The organism is Methylobacillus caricis (genome assembly GCF_020532705.1).
Taxonomy (GTDB): domain Bacteria; phylum Pseudomonadota; class Gammaproteobacteria; order Burkholderiales; family Methylophilaceae; genus Methylobacillus; species Methylobacillus caricis.
This window is the reverse complement of the sequence record NZ_JAJAVD010000001.1, coordinates 823,712-844,499: the sequence shown is the minus strand read 5'-3', so window position 1 is coordinate 844,499 and position 20,788 is coordinate 823,712. Positions and strand designations below refer to the sequence as shown.

16 protein-coding genes are annotated in these 20,788 nt (G+C 53.3%); 11 read left to right on the top strand and 5 right to left on the bottom strand.

Annotation, left to right across the window (positions count from 1 at the left end; genetic code table 11):
* The first annotated feature begins 3 nt into the window (after nt 1-3).
* Both LG200_RS04030 and LG200_RS04025 read left to right on the top strand, forming a co-directional pair.
* Nucleotides 4-402, top strand: a complete 399-nt coding sequence (locus LG200_RS04030) for a YchJ family protein (protein ID WP_226756303.1) — start codon at nt 4-6, stop codon at nt 400-402.
* Between the two features lie 21 nt (nt 403-423).
* Nucleotides 424-1,653: a glycosyltransferase family 4 protein gene (locus tag LG200_RS04025; RefSeq protein ID WP_226756302.1), complete on the top strand. Its 1,230-nt coding sequence runs from the start codon at nt 424-426 to the stop codon at nt 1,651-1,653.
* Here the strand turns inward: LG200_RS04025 and LG200_RS04020 are convergent.
* Nucleotides 1,650-3,044, bottom strand: coding sequence for an ATP-binding protein (locus LG200_RS04020; protein ID WP_226756301.1), 1,395 nt, complete (start codon nt 3,042-3,044; stop codon nt 1,650-1,652). The two genes, LG200_RS04025 and LG200_RS04020, sit on opposite strands and share 4 nt — an antisense overlap.
* 2 nt (nt 3,045-3,046) lie before the next feature.
* Nucleotides 3,047-3,730: a response regulator transcription factor gene (locus tag LG200_RS04015; protein ID WP_226756300.1), complete on the bottom strand. Its 684-nt coding sequence runs from the start codon at nt 3,728-3,730 to the stop codon at nt 3,047-3,049.
* Between the two features lie 169 nt (nt 3,731-3,899).
* Here LG200_RS04015 and LG200_RS04010 point away from each other — a divergent pair, with 169 nt between their 5' ends.
* The 3 genes from LG200_RS04010 to LG200_RS04000 all read left to right on the top strand — a co-directional run bounded on the left by LG200_RS04010 (nt 3,900) and on the right by LG200_RS04000 (nt 5,883).
* Nucleotides 3,900-4,433, top strand: a complete 534-nt coding sequence (locus tag LG200_RS04010) for a Spy/CpxP family protein refolding chaperone (RefSeq protein ID WP_226756299.1) — start codon at nt 3,900-3,902, stop codon at nt 4,431-4,433.
* A 138-nt stretch (nt 4,434-4,571) separates the two neighbouring features.
* Complete coding sequence (locus tag LG200_RS04005) at nt 4,572-5,075, top strand: hypothetical protein (protein WP_226756298.1); 504 nt, start codon at nt 4,572-4,574, stop codon at nt 5,073-5,075.
* Nucleotides 5,076-5,268: 193 nt separating this feature from the next.
* Nucleotides 5,269-5,883, top strand: coding sequence for an EF-hand domain-containing protein (locus LG200_RS04000; protein ID WP_226756297.1), 615 nt, complete (start codon nt 5,269-5,271; stop codon nt 5,881-5,883).
* Between the two features lie 36 nt (nt 5,884-5,919).
* Here the strand turns inward: LG200_RS04000 and LG200_RS03995 are convergent, their stop codons facing one another.
* Together LG200_RS03995 and LG200_RS03990 are read right to left on the bottom strand one after the other, a co-directional pair.
* Nucleotides 5,920-6,486, bottom strand: coding sequence for a hypothetical protein (locus tag LG200_RS03995; RefSeq protein WP_226756296.1), 567 nt, complete (start codon nt 6,484-6,486; stop codon nt 5,920-5,922).
* Nucleotides 6,487-6,538: 52 nt separating this feature from the next.
* Nucleotides 6,539-8,440, bottom strand: coding sequence for an ATP-binding cassette domain-containing protein (locus tag LG200_RS03990; RefSeq protein WP_226756295.1), 1,902 nt, complete (start codon nt 8,438-8,440; stop codon nt 6,539-6,541).
* Nucleotides 8,441-8,670: 230 nt separating this feature from the next.
* Here LG200_RS03990 and LG200_RS03985 point away from each other — a divergent pair, with 230 nt between their 5' ends.
* From LG200_RS03985 to LG200_RS03960, 6 genes are all read left to right on the top strand, one after another.
* The gene (locus LG200_RS03985) at nt 8,671-12,534 is read left to right on the top strand and encodes a YhdP family protein (protein ID WP_226756294.1); all 3,864 of its coding nucleotides are present in this window, start codon (nt 8,671-8,673) and stop codon (nt 12,532-12,534) included.
* 54 nt (nt 12,535-12,588) lie between these two features.
* Nucleotides 12,589-13,449 (top strand): carbon-nitrogen hydrolase family protein, encoded by an 861-nt coding sequence (locus LG200_RS03980; RefSeq protein ID WP_226756293.1) that lies wholly within the window; start codon nt 12,589-12,591, stop codon nt 13,447-13,449.
* Nucleotides 13,450-13,619: 170 nt separating this feature from the next.
* Complete coding sequence (gene tldD, locus LG200_RS03975; RefSeq protein WP_226756292.1) at nt 13,620-15,095, top strand: metalloprotease TldD; 1,476 nt, start codon at nt 13,620-13,622, stop codon at nt 15,093-15,095.
* Nucleotides 15,096-15,161: 66 nt separating this feature from the next.
* Complete coding sequence (locus LG200_RS03970; RefSeq protein ID WP_226756291.1) at nt 15,162-15,458, top strand: DUF2934 domain-containing protein; 297 nt, start codon at nt 15,162-15,164, stop codon at nt 15,456-15,458.
* A gap of 175 nt (nt 15,459-15,633) precedes the next feature.
* Nucleotides 15,634-19,038, top strand: coding sequence for a transcription-repair coupling factor (gene mfd, locus LG200_RS03965; protein WP_226756290.1), 3,405 nt, complete (start codon nt 15,634-15,636; stop codon nt 19,036-19,038).
* A 1-nt stretch (nt 19,039) separates the two neighbouring features.
* A complete protein-coding gene (locus LG200_RS03960) occupies nt 19,040-19,663 on the top strand; it encodes a DedA family protein (protein WP_226756289.1) in 624 nt (207 codons plus the stop codon).
* 95 nt (nt 19,664-19,758) lie between these two features.
* Here the strand turns inward: LG200_RS03960 and LG200_RS03955 are convergent, their stop codons facing one another.
* The gene (locus LG200_RS03955; protein ID WP_226756288.1) at nt 19,759-20,706 is read right to left on the bottom strand and encodes a choice-of-anchor A family protein; all 948 of its coding nucleotides are present in this window, start codon (nt 20,704-20,706) and stop codon (nt 19,759-19,761) included.
* Between the last annotated feature and the right edge of the window lie 82 nt (nt 20,707-20,788).

Genomic DNA, 20,788 nt, shown 5'->3' with positions numbered 1-20,788 from the left:
TGCTTGAAAGCCTTGGCCCCGGACAACCTATGCGCCTGCCACAGCGGCCAGCCGTATTGCCGTTGCTGCGGGCCATGGCATCAGGGGGAAAATGCGCCCAACGCTGAAAAGCTGATGCGCTCCCGCTATGCTGCCTATGCCATGGGCCTGGAAGACTACCTGCTGAAAACCTGGCATCCTGCTACCCGCCCTGCTGTTTTAAAACTGGAGGATGAGAAATCCATCAAGTGGCTCAGCCTTCAGATTATCAGGCATGAAGAAACTGAACCGGATCACGCACTGGTAGAGTTTATTGCTAGATATAAAATCAATGGCAAGGCAGAAAAACTGCATGAAATAAGCCGGTTTATCTGCAAGGCGGGGCATTGGCTATATGTTGATGGCGATTTTGTTGAACCCTGATTTTTTGTTGACCACTGACTCATGAACATACTCTTCATCCATCAGAATTTTCCCGGGCAATTCCGCCATATTGCGCAATCCCTGATCGATGAAGGCAAACATCAAGTACTCAGCCTGTGCGAAACGCATGCGCCAGGCATGGCTGGAGTACAGCGCTTGGAATACAAGCCCGCACGCGCGGCAACCGAGGGGGTCCATGCTTACCTGGCACCGGTTGAGGGACATGTCATCCGCGGCCAGAGCGTGGCCAGGGCATTGCTTCAGCTCAAGGAGCGAGGCTACCAGCCGGATATCATCGTAGCCCACATGGGCTGGGGGGAAGCCATTTATCCCAAGGATATCTATCCAGATACACCGTTACTGACCTTTTTTGAATTTTTCTACCAGACCGATGGGGCGGATGCCGGTTTTGACCCGGAATATCCGCTGGTACTGGATGACTATTTGCGCATCCGCACCAAGAACATCACCAACCTGCTATCTCTCCATGCGGCCGACATCGGCATCAGCCCGACTGCCTGGCAGCGCAATCTTTACCCTCCGGAATACCGCGACAAGATTCGTTTGGTCCATGAGGGTATCAATACCGAGGCAGCAGCACCTGACCGTAGTGCCTGGGTGCGTCTTGGGTCAGGCTTGACGTTGACGCGGGACGACGAGGTCATCACTTATGTATCACGCAACCTGGAGCCGTACCGCGGCTTTCATATATTCATGCGGGCCTTGCCTGAAATCCTCAAGCGTCGCCCCAACTGCCAAGTGCTGATTGTAGGAGGGAACGATGTGAGCTATGGCCGCAAGCTGCCAGACGGGCAGACCTATCGCGCCCAACTGCTGCAAGAAGTTCAAGGCATAGACCAAAGCCGGGTGCACTTCCTGGGCAAACTGCCATACCAGCAATACCTGCGTGTGCTACAGGTTTCTTCAGCGCACATCTACCTCACCGTACCTTTCGTACTGTCATGGTCCATGCTGGAGGCCATGTCAGCCGGATGCCTGGTAATCGGCTCACGCACCGCGCCAGTGGAGGAGGTCATTACCCATGAGGAAAACGGGCTGCTGGTGGATTTCTTCTCCATCCATGAAATCGCCAATGCGATTGACCGGGTATTCACGGCCCCGGACAGACTGCAGGCAATGCGGGATGCTGCCCGTGGAACGATTATTGAGCGTTACCCGCTATCCACAGGTATCAAGGCCTACCGCGAGCTGTTTGAAGAAGCCATGGCCCCGACTTCCGGACAACCTTAAGCCAGCGGCAGCAATATCTCCACGCGCAAGCCGCCTGCAGTGCGGTTCTGTATATTGATCAGCCCGTTATGCAAATCCAGCACTTGCTTGGTGATTGCCAGCCCCAACCCATGGCCAGTCACATTCCCTGAACTGTCAGCCCGATAGAACGGCTGGAAAATGTTATCCAGTTCCGATTCGGGAATACCCCCGCCATTATCCATAATCACCAATGACAGCTGTTTGCCGCTCAATGCCGTTTCCAGCACCACTGCACTGTAATCAGGGCTGTATTTGATGGCATTGCGCAACACATTTTCAATGGCACGATAAAGCAGGTCAGGTTGCGCCTCTATCTCTGCATCCGCAGAAATATTGCTGTGAATATCAATATTCTTGGCTGTTGCCTCGAATCTCGCATCGTCAATCACGCTATCCAACAATTCACCCAGCATGACCTTTTCTTTCTTGATTGCAATGACTCCAGACTCAAGCCTTGAAAGTTCCAGGACCTCTCCAAGCAGTTTGTCCATGCGCATGGATTCCATCTCTATGCGGTCCAGTGTGGAATCCAGCTTTTCTGGGCTTTGCTTGGCCAACCCGATACCGACCTGCAAGCGTGCCAGCGGTGAGCGCATTTCGTGCGAAACATAATGCAGGAGGCGTTTCTGCCCTTGCATCAAGGTATCCAATTGCTCAGTCATGCGATCAAAACTGCGGCCGAGGTCTGCCAGTTCATCACGGCGCCGCCCCATCGCAGGGCCAATCCTGGCCTTGAGGTTGCCGGATGCGACCCGGTCAAAAGCGTTACGCAAGCCCTTGATAGGCTTTGACACATACCAGGCTAACAGTCCTGCAAATAAGAGGCTGGCAATAAAACCGACCCATACTGGCGTCCACGGGAACATAGGCCCCCCAGGCCCGCGCCTGGGACCCGGAGGCCCTCCCATCATGCCTGGAGGCCTATCAGACCGCATGCTTTCTTCTGCTGGAGGCATAGGGCCGGGATGCATGCCATGAGCAGGAACGAATAAATGATAAACCTTGCCACCGGGCGTTGTACTTTCCCGAACGGCGCGACGGTCTTTAATATTAGCCAATTCATTTTGCATACGTATGGAAATTGGACGCTGCAATAATTCCAGGCCTTCAGGATCCACTGCATAGACCTGGGGTATAGGCTTTTGTGACCACTGCAACAACAGATTCAGCAATGCCTCCTCGCCCCCGTGGTGCAGGGTTTCGGCAGCAGCATCAATCAAGGCCATGGAGGTGGGATTGGTACGGATTTCACGCTCAAGCCGCTGACTGTCCTGATGGGCGGAAAACCAGAAAAACAGGCTGACCCCAATAATGGAAGTCATCTGGGCAAGAAAAAAGAAGAAAAAGAACTTCCAGAACAGCCTGCCCATGTCTACTCTTTAATCAACTGGTAACCCATGCGGTAAACAGTCTGTATACATTGACGCCCATCGGCCATGGTACCGAGTTTCTGGCGTATGCTGCTAAGGTGTACATCTATCGTCCGGTCAAAGCGGGACAGCGGCCGCCCCAGGCCTATGGTGGATAGGTCACTCTTGCTCACTACCCTTCCGGCCTGCCTGACCAGTACTTCCAGCAAGTTGAACTCAGTACTGGTCAGGCTGACAGGTTTTCCAGCCCACTCCACCAAGCGGCGCTCAGGCCAGATCACCAGCTCACCCACAGCAACCTGCGCCGGCTGGCTGATGGCAGAAGGCGCAATCCGGCGAAGAATTGCCCGGATGCGCGCCACCAGCTCACGCGGGGTACAGGGTTTGGGCACATAATCATCAGCCCCCAGCTCCAGTCCGACAATACGATGCTCATCATCCCCTTTGGCGGTCAACATCAGGACAGGGACATTGCTGCCCGCACGTATGCGTCGCAATACTTCTATCCCGTTGAGCTTGGGCATCATCACATCCAGGACTACCAGTGTGGGAGACAAGGATTCCGCATAAACAATCCCGGTTTCGCCATCATGAGCACACTCGACCTCAAAGCCTTCCTGAACCAGGTACTCCTTGATCAGGTTTACCAGCTCCACATCATCATCTATCAACAATACTTTAGTCATAGGGCAATCTAATGGTATCCAAATCTATGGTTGCCATGATATCGGCTCCCGCCTGATGGCAGAACATACAGGCATCAACATTTACCTTTCTTTACCCATAGTTAACAGCAGTTTACAGGCCAGAAAAGCAAAATTTCACCACAACAACAAACGATATGAAAGGCAAACCATGAAACCACTTAACGTCCACCTAAAGCAACTACTCGTCATTACCGGGCTACTTTTAATGACATTCAATCTGGCACAGGCTGAACCGGGCACGCTCCCTGCCCATGGCCATGATGCTCCTCCCTATATTGACGGCCATCAAAACAACCCTGGTTTTCCCGGGCTACCGCCGCATTTCTCTTCAGTTGACCTGACCGAAGCGCAACAGGACAAGATATTCGATATCCTGCATGCACAGGCTCCTGCAGTTCGTAATAACTTCAAGCAGCAGCACAAGTTGCGCGAGGCCTTGGTCAAGCTGGGTGATGCGGCTGATTTTGATCAGAAAAAAGCCAGGATATTGGCAGACCAGCTGGGCAAGCTGATTGCCGACTCGATTCTAAACCGTGCTGGCACCGAGGCCAGCATAAAAGCCCTGCTCACCCCGGATCAACTGGCCAAGCTGGAACAGGCCAAGGCACATATCCATTTCCATCACGACCCCCGCCCGCCCATGATTGGAAGAAACCTCGGGGAACTTCTGCCCCCGCACTAGGTCACGTTTATATGATTTGAATATTGGCAACAAGGGGCAGGCATCGTTTGCCCCAGCATGAAACTCAGGAATTCCGGTCATGCATAGTATCAGAGAGGCGATGCTGATACTGAACACACCCGAATAAAGGAGATCATCATGATTAGCCCGATCAGCGCCATAGAGGCAAATGCCTCAGCCATCAACAGCCCGTTGAATACCAGGCCAGCCAACATCAGCAACGGCAGCCCTGCCAACCTGCAATCAGTATTGAACAATCTGCAGAGTGCCAATGTACCCGCACAGGAGCAGGCAACGCTGACAACACAGGCGAATGCAGTGAGCACCCTGACTGTCAATACCAATAACTTGGTAAGCCAATTGAACAGCCAGCTTGATACCCTGAGAGTGGAAAGCGGTCTTTCCTCGCTTGAGTTTGAAGAAGCGGACATCAACCTTGACGGCCGAGTCAGTCTTGGGGAGCAGCTAGCTTTCCAGCAAAACCAGCAGACAGCTGCACTGATTGATGCAGCCAACCGGGACAGGGCTGCCCTTCAAGTCAATTTCGCTGAAAACCCCGCACTGCAACAAAGCCTGCTGGATGCTGTGTATACCAGCACTACCGTGACCCGCAGTACAGCCGCGCTTTCAACCAGCGCATAAGCGGGATAGATCAACCACCCTAAGCCCCTGCCGGGGCTTGTGCATATTGTACTTACGCAAACCCTTTCTGCGGATTTACACAGCTTTACCCCACTTTACACCTTGCGCCCGAAAAATCCGGGCATTCTATTCGTTAGCAATGTCAGGCGGGAAAGCACCTCCCGGCTAACCACGAGAGAACAAGGAGAACATCATGATCAGCAGCATCAGCGGCAGTGCATCACAAATCGCCAGCTCGATTTTCAGCAAGATTGACACCAGCAACAAAGGCTATATTGAACAGTCTGACCTGCAAACAGCGTTTAACAATATTGATAGCTCAGACAACGGCGCCAACATTAACGAATTGTTCAGCAGTCTAGACAGTGACAGCGATGGCAAATTGACCGAAAGTGAATTGAGCGATGGCGTCAGTAACTTGCTGAGCCAGCTCAACAGTCAGTTTGATAGCTCGCGTGTACAAGGCGGCATGCCGCCCCCTTCCCCACCGCAGGGTGATGAAGAGGATGAAGGGTATACCCAGGATGAGCTGGAAAGCATTGCTTCCAGCACTTCAGACAGCAAGCTTTCCAGCCTCATGAGCAACGTCGCTGCCAATTTCGAGGCTGCAGATACCAACGAGGATGGAAAGGTAAGCGCAAAGGAAGCCATGGCTTATGAACAAGCGCAGCAACAGCAGGGCAACAGCAATCAAAGCCAGGCAACACAAGGGCAAAGGGAAAACAATATAGATTTTCAGATCAGCCAGTTGATCACTGCCTACAGCAATTCAGAGCAGAACAGCAGCTCGCTTTCGCTTGCTGCCTGAATCCAGTTTATAGCCTAGGCAGCACGGAGGCGCTGCCTATTCGCTGGCAAATGCTTCACACAGCATACTAAGCAAGGCTCCAAGCATAGGAATCAGCTCCTCCTTGTCAAATGGGGCTTCTTCATCCGTAGCCGCAATCACAAAAGCCACCAACACTTTCTCCAGATCCTGGCGGTAATTCATCCAGTGCTCTGACTCCGCATCGCCTATCAACTGGTACTTATGGCTGCCAGACTCAATGATCTCCGCCAGCTCTTCATTTCCCAGCTCGGAAAACAGGGAGCGGGCAATTGTCAGGGCAGCAGTCTTATAATCAGGCTCAATTCCCTCCTCACCCAATGGCAAGGTCAGGTAGGTGTAGACCAGCATGGCGTAAGCCTGGTACACCGCCAGCATGTCGAAATTCTCGACCCGCTCATCAGCCGGTGAACGGCCAGCCTGCTTGATGGCGCGGAAGGCGATATAACAGGCAAGGTAGGTAGCGGCCTCAAGCACGCCGTAATCTTCCAGGTTGGCACTGGGAGGATCACTATCCGCAGTACGTGCCTCATTCAGGCAAAGTACGTAAAACACGACGAGACGCTTGGAATAAGTGAAGTCCATATTGATCCTTTTTGCTTTTTGATGTCCTGAGTACCGTGCGTAGACGTCAGGACTAATTGATTTCCGGAAAGGCTTCCAACTGCTCCTGCAGTTCCAGCCAACGCTCCTCAGCCTGGCTGATGGATTGCGCAAGCTCGGCCTGGCGCCTTAGCAGACTTTGCAGTTTGCTCTTGTCCGGGTCCTGATAAAGCTCAGGAGCCGCCAGCGCCTGATCCAGTTGACCCTTTTCCGGCTGCCAGGCAGCTATCTTCTTTTCCAGTTGCTCGGCTTCCTTCACAATCGGGCGGCGCTGTACCAAGCGTGCCTGGCGATCCGCCTTGCCCTGGGCCCAGGCGTTCTTGCCAGCGGCCGGCTGGCTTTTTTCTTCTGCTGCCTTTTCCTGCTGGCGCTGCTCAGCCAGCCAGCTCTTGTAATCATCCAGATCGCCGTCAAAGTTCTCGGCCTTGCCATCAGCTACGAGCAAGAAGCGGTCGCAGCTGGAGCGCAATAGCGACCTGTCATGAGAAACCAGCACTACGCCACCCTGGTAATCCTGCAAGGCCAGCGTCAACGCATGTCGCATTTCAAGATCCAGGTGGTTGGTAGGCTCATCCAGCAATAGCAGGTTAGGCCTGGTCCAGATCAACAGTGCAAGGGCCAGCCGTGATTTTTCGCCGCCAGAGAAAGCACCACATGGACTGGTTGCCATCTCGCCACGAAAATCAAAGCCGCCAAGATAATTGCGATGCTCCTGTTCACGGGTCTGGGGGTCAAGGCGCAGCATATGCTGCAAAGGGGACTCCTCGGGGCGCAGCTGTTCCAACTGGTGCTGGGCAAAATAGCCGACATTGAGTTCCTTGCCTTCCACGCGCTTGCCCTGCAACGGTGACATATTGCCAGCCAGCAGCTTGATCAGCGTGGATTTGCCAGCCCCGTTGCGGCCCAGCAGCCCTACGCGCTCACCCGGGCGTAATGTCAACATTATGCGCTTGAGAATTGCATTGTCCTGATAGCCGGCATCGGCCTCATCTAGTACCAGCAAAGGATCAGGTGCCGCAACCGGCTCCCGGAAACCGAAACTGAACGGGCTATCCACATGGGCAGCACTAATCAGCTCCATGCGCTCCAGGGCCTTGATCCGGCTCTGCGCCTGCCTGGCCTTGGTGGCCTTGGCACGGAAACGGTCAATGTAACCCTGCAAATGGGCCACTTCGCGTTGCTGGCGCTCATAATTCGATTGCTGCTGCGCCAACCGTTCCGCGCGTTGGCGCTCAAAATCTGAATAGCCACCCCGATAAAGAGTCAGTTTCTGTTGCTCTATATGGGCAATATGATTCACGATGGCATCAAGAAAATCACGGTCATGGGAGATCAACAACAAAGTACCGCGGTAATCCTTGAGCCAGTTCTCCAGCCAGATCACGGCATCGAGATCCAGGTGGTTGGTCGGCTCATCCAGCAATAGCAAGTCTGAACGGCACATGAGCGCCCGGGCCAGATTGAGGCGCACACGCCAGCCACCAGAAAAGTCCGATACCGGCCGTTGCAGGTCGGCGGTACTGAACCCAAGGCCATGCAGCAATTCAGCAGCACGGGCACGAGCGGAATATCCCTCAATCTCCCCGAGCCGGGCATGCAATTCACCAACAGCCTCACCACTGCCCTCGGCTTCTGCCTGGCGCAGGGCAGCTTCTACCTGGCGTAACTCAACATCGCCATCCAGGACAAACTCAATGGCTGCATCGCTCAAGGCCGGAGTTTCCTGCGCAACATGCGCAATAGTCCAGTGCTGGGGGATATCCAGGTCGCCAGACTCGGGATGCAATTCCCCCCGCAACATCGCAAATACGCTGGACTTTCCTGCACCATTAGCGCCGGTCAAGCCAACCTTATGGCCAGGATGCAACTGGAAGGATGCGCCTTCAACCAACAGCTTGATGCCGCGCGCAAGATTAATATTTTTTAGTTGGATCAATGCTTTTCACTCAAAACTGAATAACCCGCTTTAACATCTGCCACACGATGCCATTACGAAAAACGTCATTGTAAGCCATCCATGGCTGCTTTCGTGCCTAAAAGCCTGTTCCGGGCGTTTAAGCGTTGACCAATAGCCAAGCCAATGAAATACTCTTGCTTACTTATAAAGAATGTTCCCAAAGGCACAAGTCATGCGGTTTCAGGCCGGTGACGCTGCAATGAAACAATATGGTTAAAAAGTCCCTGCTTTGGTGTTACCGTGCCACACTTGCCGCGCTCTGGTTCATCATCATTGCGTTTTCCCTCATCGTGCTCAGCCTGCGTTATCTGATATTACCCAATGTGGGCGAATATCAGTTGCGCATTACGCAAATGGTCAGCGATGCGGTTGGCCAACCGGTCACCATCGGGAAAATCCACGCAAGCTGGAATGGCCTCAACCCAAGGCTGAGCTTGCACAATATCGACATTTACGACCATGAAAACCGCGTGGCACTTTCATTGGACCATATTGAAACCAGCCTTTCCTGGCTTAGTATCCCTTTGCTGGAGCCCCGCTTCTCCTCGATTGTTATTTATGACCCGGCATTGACTATACGACGTGAAACCGATGGCACGGTCTACATCGGGGGCATTCCCACTGGTGGCCCATCCAAGCCCCAGTTCAATAACTGGCTGCTACGCCAGTCGCGCATCGACATCAGCAATGCCACCATCACCTGGCAGGATGATCTGCGCAAGGCCCCGCCCCTCACACTAAACCAGCTTAACCTGCATATTGAAAGTCCAGCCTGGGAAAGCCTGGTTGGCCATCATCGCTTTGGCCTGCAAGCGCAACCCTCTGCCGGATCATCCCAGGCCATTGATTTACGAGGCAATTTTTACGGCAAGGATGTCAGCAAATTCGAACATTGGCGCGGCACCCTCTATGCCCATGCCGAAGGCACCAATATTGCAGCATGGCGCCAATGGCTGCCCCATCTGATAGATATCAGGCAAGGGTACGGCGCAGCACAATTGTGGCTGGAATTCTCCGATGGAGAGGCCAAGCAGCTGACAGCAGACGTCATCTTGGACAAAGTGGTGAGCCGTGTTCTGAAGAACCAGCCTGAGGTCTATCTTGACAAGCTTTCAGGCAGGCTGACCTGGACAAAGCATAGCGATGGCCAGGAGCTGGGCGCTGAGAAGCTCAAGATAGCAACCCCCAGTGGCCTGGATATGCAAAGCGGCAACGTGGTCATCCGCGAACGCAAGCAAGGCAACAAGGAAACACTGGAAGGCAAGATGACACTGGATGAGGTTCAGCTGGAATCAGCGCACGCCCTTGCAGCTTATTTCCCTATCCCGGCCAAAACCATGCAGACCATGGCAATCATCCAGCCGGTAGGCACCTTGCGTAAATTCAATCTGGAATGGCACAGCAACGGGGGCTTCCCGGAAACCTACAAACTGCAAAGCCAGTTCAGCGAGCTGGGCATGCAGCCTTACGAACATATACCTGGATTCAGCAAACTCTCAGGCACGATAGACGCCAGCGAAACAGGCGGCACACTGATCCTTAACGCCAAAAATGCTGAAATCGACCTCAAAGGCATCATGCGCTGGCCATTGCCCGCTGACAAACTCGGTGGCCAGATCAAATGGCAGAACGCTCAGGGCAAGACTGAAGTACGCGTCAACAACCTGGCCATTTCCAACAAACACCTCGCGGGTGCCATCAATGCCAGCTTTCTGAACAATCATGTAAAAGGCGGCATGCTGGAGCTTGTTGCAAAGTTCAACCGCGTGGACGGGCAATATGCACGCTTCTATTACCCGCTGGTACTAGGTGAGCAAACCATACACTGGCTGGATAGCTCTATCCACGCAGGCAAGAGCGAAGATGTTAGCGTCATCATCAAAGGCCATCTGCATGACTTTCCATTTGACGGCAACAAGAATGGCCTGTTTCAAGTCAAGGCCAAGATTCATGATGGCGAGCTTGAGTTCGCCCCGGGCTGGCCAAAAATTGAAAAAATTGCTTTGGATATGTTGTTCCAAGGCAATCGCATGGAACTCAATGCCACCAGCGGCAACACACTTGGCACACAGATTATCAAGAGCAAAGTGCTGATTCCCGCACTGGATTCGCATCAGCCCATTCTCACCGTCATCAGTGAAGGACAAGGCCCTATCAACAATGGTATCCAATACCTCAACAACAGCCCATTGAAAGACATTACGGGCGGCTTTACCCAAGACCTGCAAACCAGCGGCAATGGCAAGCTTAACCTGAGCCTGACAATTCCATTGCATGATACCGATGCCACCAAGGTCAAGGGCACCTACACCATTGCCAACGGCACACTCAGCAGCGCTGATGTTCCCGAACTCAGCCGGATCAACGGCAGGCTGGAGTTCACCGAATCAATGCTACGGGGACAGAACCTCAACACATGGATTTATGGTGGTCCGGCTATTGTCAATCTCAACTCCGATAAGAACCGCACTATCCGTATCAATGCCCGGGGACGCGTGACCGATGCCGGGCTGCGTGCAGGTTTCGGGCCTGGATTCTCGGATCGCATTTTTGGTACCGCTGATTGGTATGGCGATATCAACATTGGGCAAAACCAGGCTGACATTTCCATCCGTTCATCACTGGCAGGCATGACATCGAGCCTGCCGTTTCCAATGAACAAGAGCAGTGATGAAAAAGTCCCGCTGAAAATAGAGAAAAAACAACCAAATCCACAGCAGGATACGATCAGTATCAACTACGGCAATATGGTAGGTGCCAAATTTCTACGGACCAAGCAAAACGGGGCATTGGTGCTGGAACGCGGCGATATCGCGTTCAACACCCTTGCGGAGTTCCCGCAACAGCCCGGCTTGACGGTGCATGGCACGATAGACCACCTGGATTTAGATGAATGGCGCGCGCTGTCAGAACGTTCCATTAGCGGGAACTCGAACCCTGGCAATAGTTCTAGCCCTAATAATATGAATATCAGGAAAATCGACCTTGCCGTCACCAAGCTTGATGTTTTTGACCGCCGGATCAATGATCTCAAACTAATAGCCAATGCCATCAAGGGCGGCTGGCAAATGAATGTGCAGAGCCAGGAAATGAGTGGCGATATCCAGTGGCAAAGCCAGGGAAATGGCAAAATCATCGCCCGCCTGAAACGCCTGGCATCTCCCTCTTCCACTCCAGATACGGCCATGTTGCGCACCCAGGGCAAGTTCAGCCAACAAGCGACTGCCACAGAATATCCATCACTGGATATCGTGGCTGACAGCTTTGAATTCGGTAAAAAGAAACTGGGCAAGCTGGAACTGCTGGCTAGCGAGCAGGATGATGACTGGAGCATAGAGAAATTGCGCATCAGCAATGCGGAAAGTGAATTAGTGGCAGAGGGAGAATGGCATAACTGGAAGCGCGCCCCGAATACGCGGCTTAACATCAACTGGAAAATCAATGACGTAGGTCAGACGCTCGACCGTTTTGGTTATCCAAACACAATAAAAGGCGGCAGCGCCAACCTGAATGGCCAGCTTAAGTGGCCTGGCAGCCCTCATGAGTTTGAAACCACCCTGCTAAGCGGCAACCTGCAGCTGGATGTACGCAAGGGCCAGATCCTGAAGATACAACCCGGCGTCGGCCGCCTCTTCAGTGTACTGACATTGCAGAACTTGCCGCGCCGCCTCACTTTTGACTTCCGCGATGTCTTCAGTAGCGGCTTTGCCTTCGACAAGATCGGGGCCAATGTCAAAATCGATAACGGCATCATGCGCAGCGATGACTTCCGCCTAGAAGGCCCTACCGCATTGGTGGAAATGAAAGGGGAGACCAATTTGCAGAAAGAAACCCAGCACCTGCGCGTCAAGGTCACCCCTTACATCAGCGACAGCCTGTCCATTGCCGCACTTGCAGGCGGGCCAGTGGTCGGTGCGGCCACTTATCTTGCCCAGAAGCTGTTAAAAGACCCCTTAAACCAGTTTGCCGCCTCTGAATATGAATTTATCGGCACCTGGGATAACCCGGTGGAGGTGAAGGCAGAGGGAAAACAAAAAAATAATGACCCAGCGAGCACTCCGCTAGGAAGATAAATGCAATAAACAATAGGCACAATTAGTCAGACCAACCGTCCGGAAACCAAGTCAATGGCCATAAAATCAGGTGACAAAGTCACAAAAACAAAAAATTCCAAAAACACTATTCCCGGCATTCATAGAATTGCCGCCATCCAGATGGCATCAGGCCCTTATGTGTCTGCGAACCTTAGCGAGGCAGAGCGCCTGATTGAGATTGCCGTCAGCCAGGGGGCAAAACTGATTGCGCTACCTGAGTATTTCGCCATCATGGGGCTCAAGGACACCGATAAGGTAGCAGCGCGGGAAAAAGAAGGATCAGGCCCCATCCAGCGATTTCTTTCCAAGACCGCCAAGAAACATCAGATATGGCTGATTGGTGGCTCGGTACCACTGGCAACGGAAAACCCGGATAAAGTGCGTAACGCCTGCCTGGTTTACGATGACAAGGGCAAACAGGTCGCCCGTTATGACAAGATCCACCTGTTCGGTTTTGATCTGGGCAATGAGCATTACAAGGAAAAAAACACCATAGAAGCAGGTGAAGAAGTTGTGACAGTGGACACCCCTTTTGGCAAGCTGGGCCTTTCCATTTGCTATGACCTGCGCTTTCCCGAGTTGTATCGCGCCATGGGTGAGGTAGATATCATTGCCATTCCATCCGCATTCACCGAAACCACCGGGAAAGCCCACTGGGAAAGCCTGGTCAGGGCACGGGCGATAGAAAACCTGTGCTATGTGCTGGCGCCGGCACAGGGCGGCTATCACGCTTCTGGTCGTGAAACACATGGCAACAGCATGATCGTCGATCCCTGGGGCGTGGTTCAGGATAGATTGCCACGTGGCTCAGGCATCGTGATTTCATCAATCAATACCGCTTACATGCAGAGCCTGCGTAAAAGCCTGCCTGCGTTGAAGCACCGTACGTTGTGATAAAGCGCACAAGGCAAATATGTCATTGATCCGGGTTGAAAAACCATATTAAGGCCCAAGATAACAGGTCATACCGCATCAAATTACAGAAAATGCTTAGCCTTGGGCCGCAAAACGGCTGCTATGATAATCAATAGTTGTTCCTGAATTACTTTTAAGAAAAGCCAGCCATGAAACCCGATACCTTGCCGACCGCTTCAAGCCCTGCCGAACACTCTCACTTCAGCACTGCGAGCAACACCCTGCTTGCACCTACCGGGCTGGACGTGGGCCACATACAGAGCGTAATCGGCAGCATCATGTCGCACAAGGTGGATTATGCCGACCTTTACTTTCAGTACAGCCGGGCGGAAAGCTGGGGCTTGGAAGAAGGCCAGGTAAAGTCCGGCAATTTCAGCATTGACCAAGGCGTGGGTGTGCGCGCAGTGAGCGGGGAGAAAACCGCTTTTGCCTACTCGGATGACATCAACCTTCCCGCCCTGCAGCAGGCAGCCAATGCCACACGTGCCATTGCAGCCCTTGGCTCAGAGCAACAAGGACAGATTATCCAGCAGGTACAGGCTCCGCAGCTGTACCTGCCGCAAGACCCGATTGCCTCGCTAAGCGCAGAAGCCAAGGTAAAACTGCTTGAAAGACTGGAGCTGTTTGCACGCAAGGCAGATTCACGCATCACCCAGGTTATGGCCTCGATTGCCGGGGAATATGAGGTAGTGATGGTCGCCCGTCACGACGGCGTCATGGCAGCAGATGTCAGGCCGCTGGTTCGCCTGTCGATCCAGGTGATTGCCGAACATAACGGCCGCCGCGAGCAAGGCTCGGCTGGTGGCGGTGGACGTTTTGACTACAGCTATTTCACCGATGAAGTATTACAGGACTATGCACAGAAAGCCGTGCACCAGGCGTTGGTCAACCTGGAAGCGCGCCCTGCTCCTGCAGGCAGCATGACAGTGGTACTTGGTGCAGGCTGGCCTGGCATCCTGTTGCATGAAGCCATTGGCCATGGACTGGAAGGCGACTTCAACCGCAAGGGCAGTTCTGCATTCAGCAATGCCATTGGACAACAAGTCGCAGCCAAGGGCTTGACCGTGGTGGATGACGGCACGATTGCCGATCGTCGCGGCTCACTCAATGTGGATGACGAGGGCAACCCTACCCAGCGTACAGTGCTGATTGAAGACGGCATCCTGCGCGGCTATCTGCAAGACAGCCTCAATGCCCGCCTCATGGGCATGGCGTTGACAGGCAATGCCAGGCGTGAGTCGTATGCCCACATCCCGATGCCTCGCATGACCAATACCTACATGTTGAATGGCAACATGGCACCGGAGGAAATCATCAAATCCGTCAAGAAGGGCTTGTATGCCGCCAATTTTGGCGGTGGACAGGTAGATATCACCAGTGGGAAATTTGTATTTTCTGCCGCAGAAGCCTGGATGATAGAAGATGGTAAGCTCGCCTACCCTGTCAAGGGCGCTACCCTGATTGGCAATGGTCCGGATGTGCTGACTCGTGTTTCCATGATAGGCAATGATATGGCGCTGGATAGCGGCGTAGGTACCTGCGGCAAGGAAGGGCAAAGCGTTCCTGTGGGTGTTGGCCAGCCCACATTGCGTATAGATGGCTTGACGGTGGGCGGAACGGTTTAATATGATGGCATGGAAGGTTACCACCTAACAGCAGCATTGAAGTCCCTCTTAACGAAAGGAACCGAAATGGCTACACCCAAAAGCACTACAGTCAAGAAAACCACGTCTATCGACACAAACCTGGCCGCAAAACCTGCCGCAGCAAAAAAAACCGCAGCTGCCAAAGATAAGGCCACTGCCGCCAAGTCTGCAAAGGCCTCCACAAAAAGCATCAAGTCAACGAACAAGATCAGTCCTGAAGAGCGCTATCGCATGGTAGAGGTAGCCGCTTATTTCCTCGCTGAACGCAATCATTTTGCGGGAAACCCTGTTGAATACTGGAGCGCAGCAGAAGCCCAAATTAGCAGACTTCTGGCTAAGTAACCCCGCAATACTGCAGCCAACCCACTGTATTAGCGTGCATAATCCATCGCTGAACATGCTGTCAGCCATGGATTATGCATATAGATAATAAAACCACTGTCATCAATGCAACATAGCCGCGTATCACCGCTAGCGGCTATAATATGCCGCTTATTCAATATGTAACGGCAATCTCATGCAGTTTTCCCTGCCTGTTCCGGCACCTGGCCATACAACCCGCATCAACCCGCTTGTCCCCGGCACCGATAGCCTGGCGCTTGCACAATTGGCGCAACAACGTTTAGCAGAGTCGGCCAAGACACCATTGGTGGTGATTACAGCCAGTGCATTTGATGCACAGCGGCTACTGGAGGAAATTCCGTGGTTTGCACATGAGTTGCGCGTATTCATGCTGCCGGATTGGGAGACTCTGCCCTACGATCATTTTTCCCCTCATCCGGACCTGATTTCCGAGCGCCTGGCAACGCTGTACCAGATGAGCCAGAACGCCTGCGATGTGATTCTGGTACCGGCCTCCACCGCACTCGTGCGCTTGCCTCCCCACGCTTATCTGGCGGCACACACCTTCATGCTGAAAAAAGGCCAGAGGCTGGACCTGGAAGCACTGCGTACCCAATGTGCTAATGCAGGCTATCACCATGTCAGCCAGGTCATGAGCCCTGGAGAGTTCAGTGTGCGGGGTGGGCTCGTCGACTTGTTCCCCATGGGCAGCGCCCTGCCTTACCGGCTGGACTTATTTGATGAAGAGATCGAAACCATACGTACCTTTGATGTCGATACCCAGCGCAGCCTGTACCCTGTTGGTGAAATTCGCCTGCTCCCGGCACGCGAATTTCCACTGGACGAAAACGGCATTTCCCGCTTCAGGCAGAATTTCCGTGAAACTTTTGAAGGCGATCCTTCACGCAGCCGAATCTATAAGGATATTTCCAAGGGCCTCGCCAGTGGCGGCATAGAGTGGTACTTGCCATTATTTTTCGAGCAATCCTCAACATTGCTTGATTACGTACCCAAGGATGCAGTGCTTTGCCTGCATGGCAACCTTGACACTGCGGCTCAGGCATTCTGGCTGGATGCACAGTCGCGTTACCGCCAGCTGGCCCATGATCCCGAGCGCCCCATCCTCAAGCCGGAAGCATTGCTGATCAAGGCCGATGAGTTTTTCGCCCAGAGCCATGCCTGGGCACGCATCCAGTTCACGCTGGATCCAGACAAGAAGCTGCCTGCATTGGAGGTGGATCGCCGGGCTGAAAAGCCATTGCACAAGCTGCAGGATTATATCCGCCGTTTCAAGGGACGCATCCTGATCACGGCAGAAAGCCTGGGGCGCCGGGAAACAATGGCCCAGTTGTTTACCGATCACAACATCACTTACCAGACCTGTGATAGCTGGGCAGCGTTTGAACAGGGTGAAGATGATGTCATGCTGGGCATCAGTCCATTGCACGGAGGTTTTGAATCCAAACGGATTACCGTTATTACCGAGGCTGAACTCTACGCCAATACCGTGCGCCAGCAACGGCGTCGCGACAAGGAAAAGCAGCGCAATACCGAGGGCATGCTCAAAGACCTGTCCGAGTTGCGTGAGCACGATCCCGTGGTACACGAGCAGCATGGCGTGGGACGCTATCGCGGGCTGACCAATATTGACTTTGGCGAGGGAGAGACCGAGTTCCTGCTGCTGGAATATGCCGGCGATGACAAGCTCTATGTGCCGGTGTCCCAGCTCTTCCTGATTTCTCGCTACTCTGGAGGCCCGCCGGAATCTGCGCCATTGCACCGGTTGGGCAGCGGTCATTGGGAAAAGGCCAAGAAAAAGGCATTGAAGCAAATCCGTGATACCGCCGCCGAGCTGCTCAATCTCTATGCCCAGCGAGCAGCACGTAAAGGCCATGCCTTCAAGTTGGGACTGCATGATTACGAAGCGTTTGTGGAAGGCTTCCCGTTCGAAGAAACCACAGACCAGCTGGCAGCCATTGAAGCGGTGATCAACGACATGCAATCCGGGCGCCCCATGGATAGGTTGGTGTGTGGCGATGTCGGTTTCGGCAAGACGGAGGTAGCATTGCGCGCTGCATTTGTCGCCGTCATGGGCGGCAGGCAGGTAGCGGTATTGGTGCCGACCACGTTGCTTGCGGAGCAGCATTACAACAATTTCACCGACCGCTTTGCCGAGTGGCCGATCAAGATTGCAGAAATTTCCCGTTTCCGCAGCGGCAAGGAACAGGCAGAAGCACTCAAGGGTTTGCAGGATGGCAGCATTGATATTGTCATTGGTACCCATCGCCTGATCCAGAAGGATATCCACTTCAATAACCTGGGCCTGGTGATCCTGGATGAGGAACACCGTTTTGGCGTGCGTCAGAAAGAACAGCTCAAGGCCATGCGCGCCGAGGTGGATGTACTGACCCTGACCGCAACGCCCATTCCCCGTACATTGTCCATGGCCATGGAGGGACTGCGCGAATTTTCCGTAATCGCCACGCCGCCGCAGAAACGCCTGGCAATCAAGACCTTTGCCACCAACTACTCCGAAGGCATCATCCGTGAAGCAGCCATGCGCGAATTCAAGCGCGGCGGCCAGGTTTACTTCCTGCATAACGAAGTAGATACCATCTTTGTCATGAAGGAAAAACTGGAGCGCATTCTGCCAGAAGCACGCATAGGCATTGCCCACGGCCAATTACGTGAGCGCGAGCTGGAACACGTGATGCGTGATTTCTACCAGCAACGCTTCAACCTGCTGCTGTGCACCACCATTATTGAAACCGGGATCGATGTCCCCACAGCCAATACCATTATCATGAACCGCGCCGACATGTTCGGCCTTGCCCAGCTGCACCAGCTGCGCGGCCGCGTCGGACGCTCTCACCACCAGGCTTACGCCTACCTGCTGACCGATCCTGACCGCAACATCACGCCACAGGCGCAAAAACGCCTGGATGCCATCCAGTTGCTGGAAGACCTGGGCGCAGGCTTCCACCTGGCCATGCATGACCTCGAAATCCGCGGCGCAGGCGAACTGCTGGGCGATAACCAGAGCGGTGAAATGCAGGAAATCGGCTTTACGCTTTATTCCGAAATGCTGAGCCATGCGGTCAAACGCTTGAAGGAAGGCAAGGAGCCAGACCTTTCGGCGCCACTGGGCGTGACGACTGAAATCAACCTGCACACGCCTGCCCTGTTACCCAGCGATTATTGCCCGGACGTGCATGAACGGCTGGTGCTTTACAAGCGCCTGGCCAACTGCAACGACGACGATGATCTCGACACCATGCAGGAAGAACTGATAGACCGCTTCGGCCTGTTGCCCGAACAGGGCAATGCCCTGATGGCCTGCCATAGGCTGCGTATCGCCGCCAAGCCACTGGGCATCAACAAGATTGATGCCAGCGACTCGGCCATACAACTTCATTTTGCCCAAAGCACCGAGCTGGATCCGGCCAAGCTGATTGCCCTGCTGCAGCGTGACCGCCGCTGCCGCATGAATGGCCCGGACAAGCTTCGCATCACCGTACAATACGTGGATATTGCACAACGCACAGACTTCATCAAGAACCTGCTCAGGGAGCTCTCTTAACATGCTGGAAAAACTAATTGCTGCTGTTGCTGCCTGGATCATGGGGATTATTTCAACCATGGGCTACGGCGGTATTGTCCTCCTGATGGCAATTGAATCCGCCTGCATCCCACTGCCCTCGGAAATCATCATGCCATTTGCCGGATTCCTTGTATTCAAGGGGGAAATGACCCTGTGGGGAGTGGCTCTGGCAGGTGCGGCAGGATGTGTGCTTGGTTCCATACCTGCTTATTATCTCGGCATGTTTGGAGGCCGCCCGCTGGTGGAGAAATACGGAAAATGGGTACTGATTTCACATCATGACCTGCATCTGGCCGACCGCTGGTTTGCAAAATATGGCGACATCATTATTTTCATCGGGCGTCTGTTGCCAGCTGTACGGACCTTCATTGCTTTTCCCGCCGGGGTTGCGCGCATGCATCTAGGCAAGTTTATTGCCTATACCTTTGCGGGCTCATTACTCTGGTGCTATCTGCTCGCCTATGCCGGCATGAAGTTTGGCCAGCACTGGGAAAGGCTGGAAATCTACTTCCATCAATTCCATATCGTACTCGTGGTTGCTGGGATGATTTTTGCAGTGTGGTATATCCGCCGCCACTTCAAGGCAATTCGCCGCCTGCATTAAGGATTATAGAAAACAAAAAAGACAAAGGGCGTGGGTAATACAACCCCACGCCCTATGCCTCCTCTATCCCCCCCGGGATTCAGACGGTACAGACCTTATCGGTCATTCAATGCTTTCCTGCGACGTACACTTACCATGCCAATCACAAGCAAACCGGACAACAATAAAGCGTAGTCATGTGGCTCAGGCACGGCAGCTGTCACACCGGCAAACAATGGCGAATCAACTGCAGCAAAGCCACCATTGCCAAGCGTCACGGAATTGTTCCAGTTATTGGCGACCACAGTACCGTTCAGGTTGCCGGAACCTGGGTTGATAGTGGCATTGACTGCCAGAATACTGGCATTCAATGTGACAGAATTGATCGTCACACTCGTGGCTTCATAGAAATTGAACAGCACATTGTAGCTGCCCAGGTTTTGCCATTGCCAGCCCAGCGTTGCAGAATCACCTGCCACGTTGAATATCAGGGTCGTGCCAGCAGCAATGCTGCTGAAAGTCAGGTTATTGAAGCTGGAGAACTCACTGGCATCCAATGAAAAATATTCAACATTGGCACCGGAACCAGTAAACACCTTGCTGTTCTGGTTATATTGATCCAGAGCCGCATAACTGCCAGTGGCACCTACATGGGAGAGCTCACTAGAAAGGCTGGTCAAGTAAGTCTTGGCTGCAGCAAAATCCACGGGTGCAGCAGTAGTGGCTGCAGTATCTACATGCCCTGAAATAGTGTAGCCCTGAGAAGCACTATTGGTTCCACCTATCCAGGCGTTGCCATTGACACTTCCGCCCCAAGGGGTTTGAGCTAAATTTCCACCAATCACAAGGCTATAGGCATTAGCCTTGTTGTTGGCAATGCTATTACCGTTCAGATTCGCGTTACCGCCAATGGCCAGCGCACCAGACACCGAATTACCGGATGTCGTGTAATCACCAAACACAAAAGCGTTGTAGTTGCTGGCTACCCCCAGATCTATCGTACCTGCTGCTGCTGGAGCAGAGATCACTGCCAATACTGCCAACAAGCCTAATTTCGTTTTCATCGTTCCCACTTTCTATTTAAGTTTAATCACAACAGGTTTCGTTTGATTACTAATAAGCAACTCATATACCAATTGTGCCAAC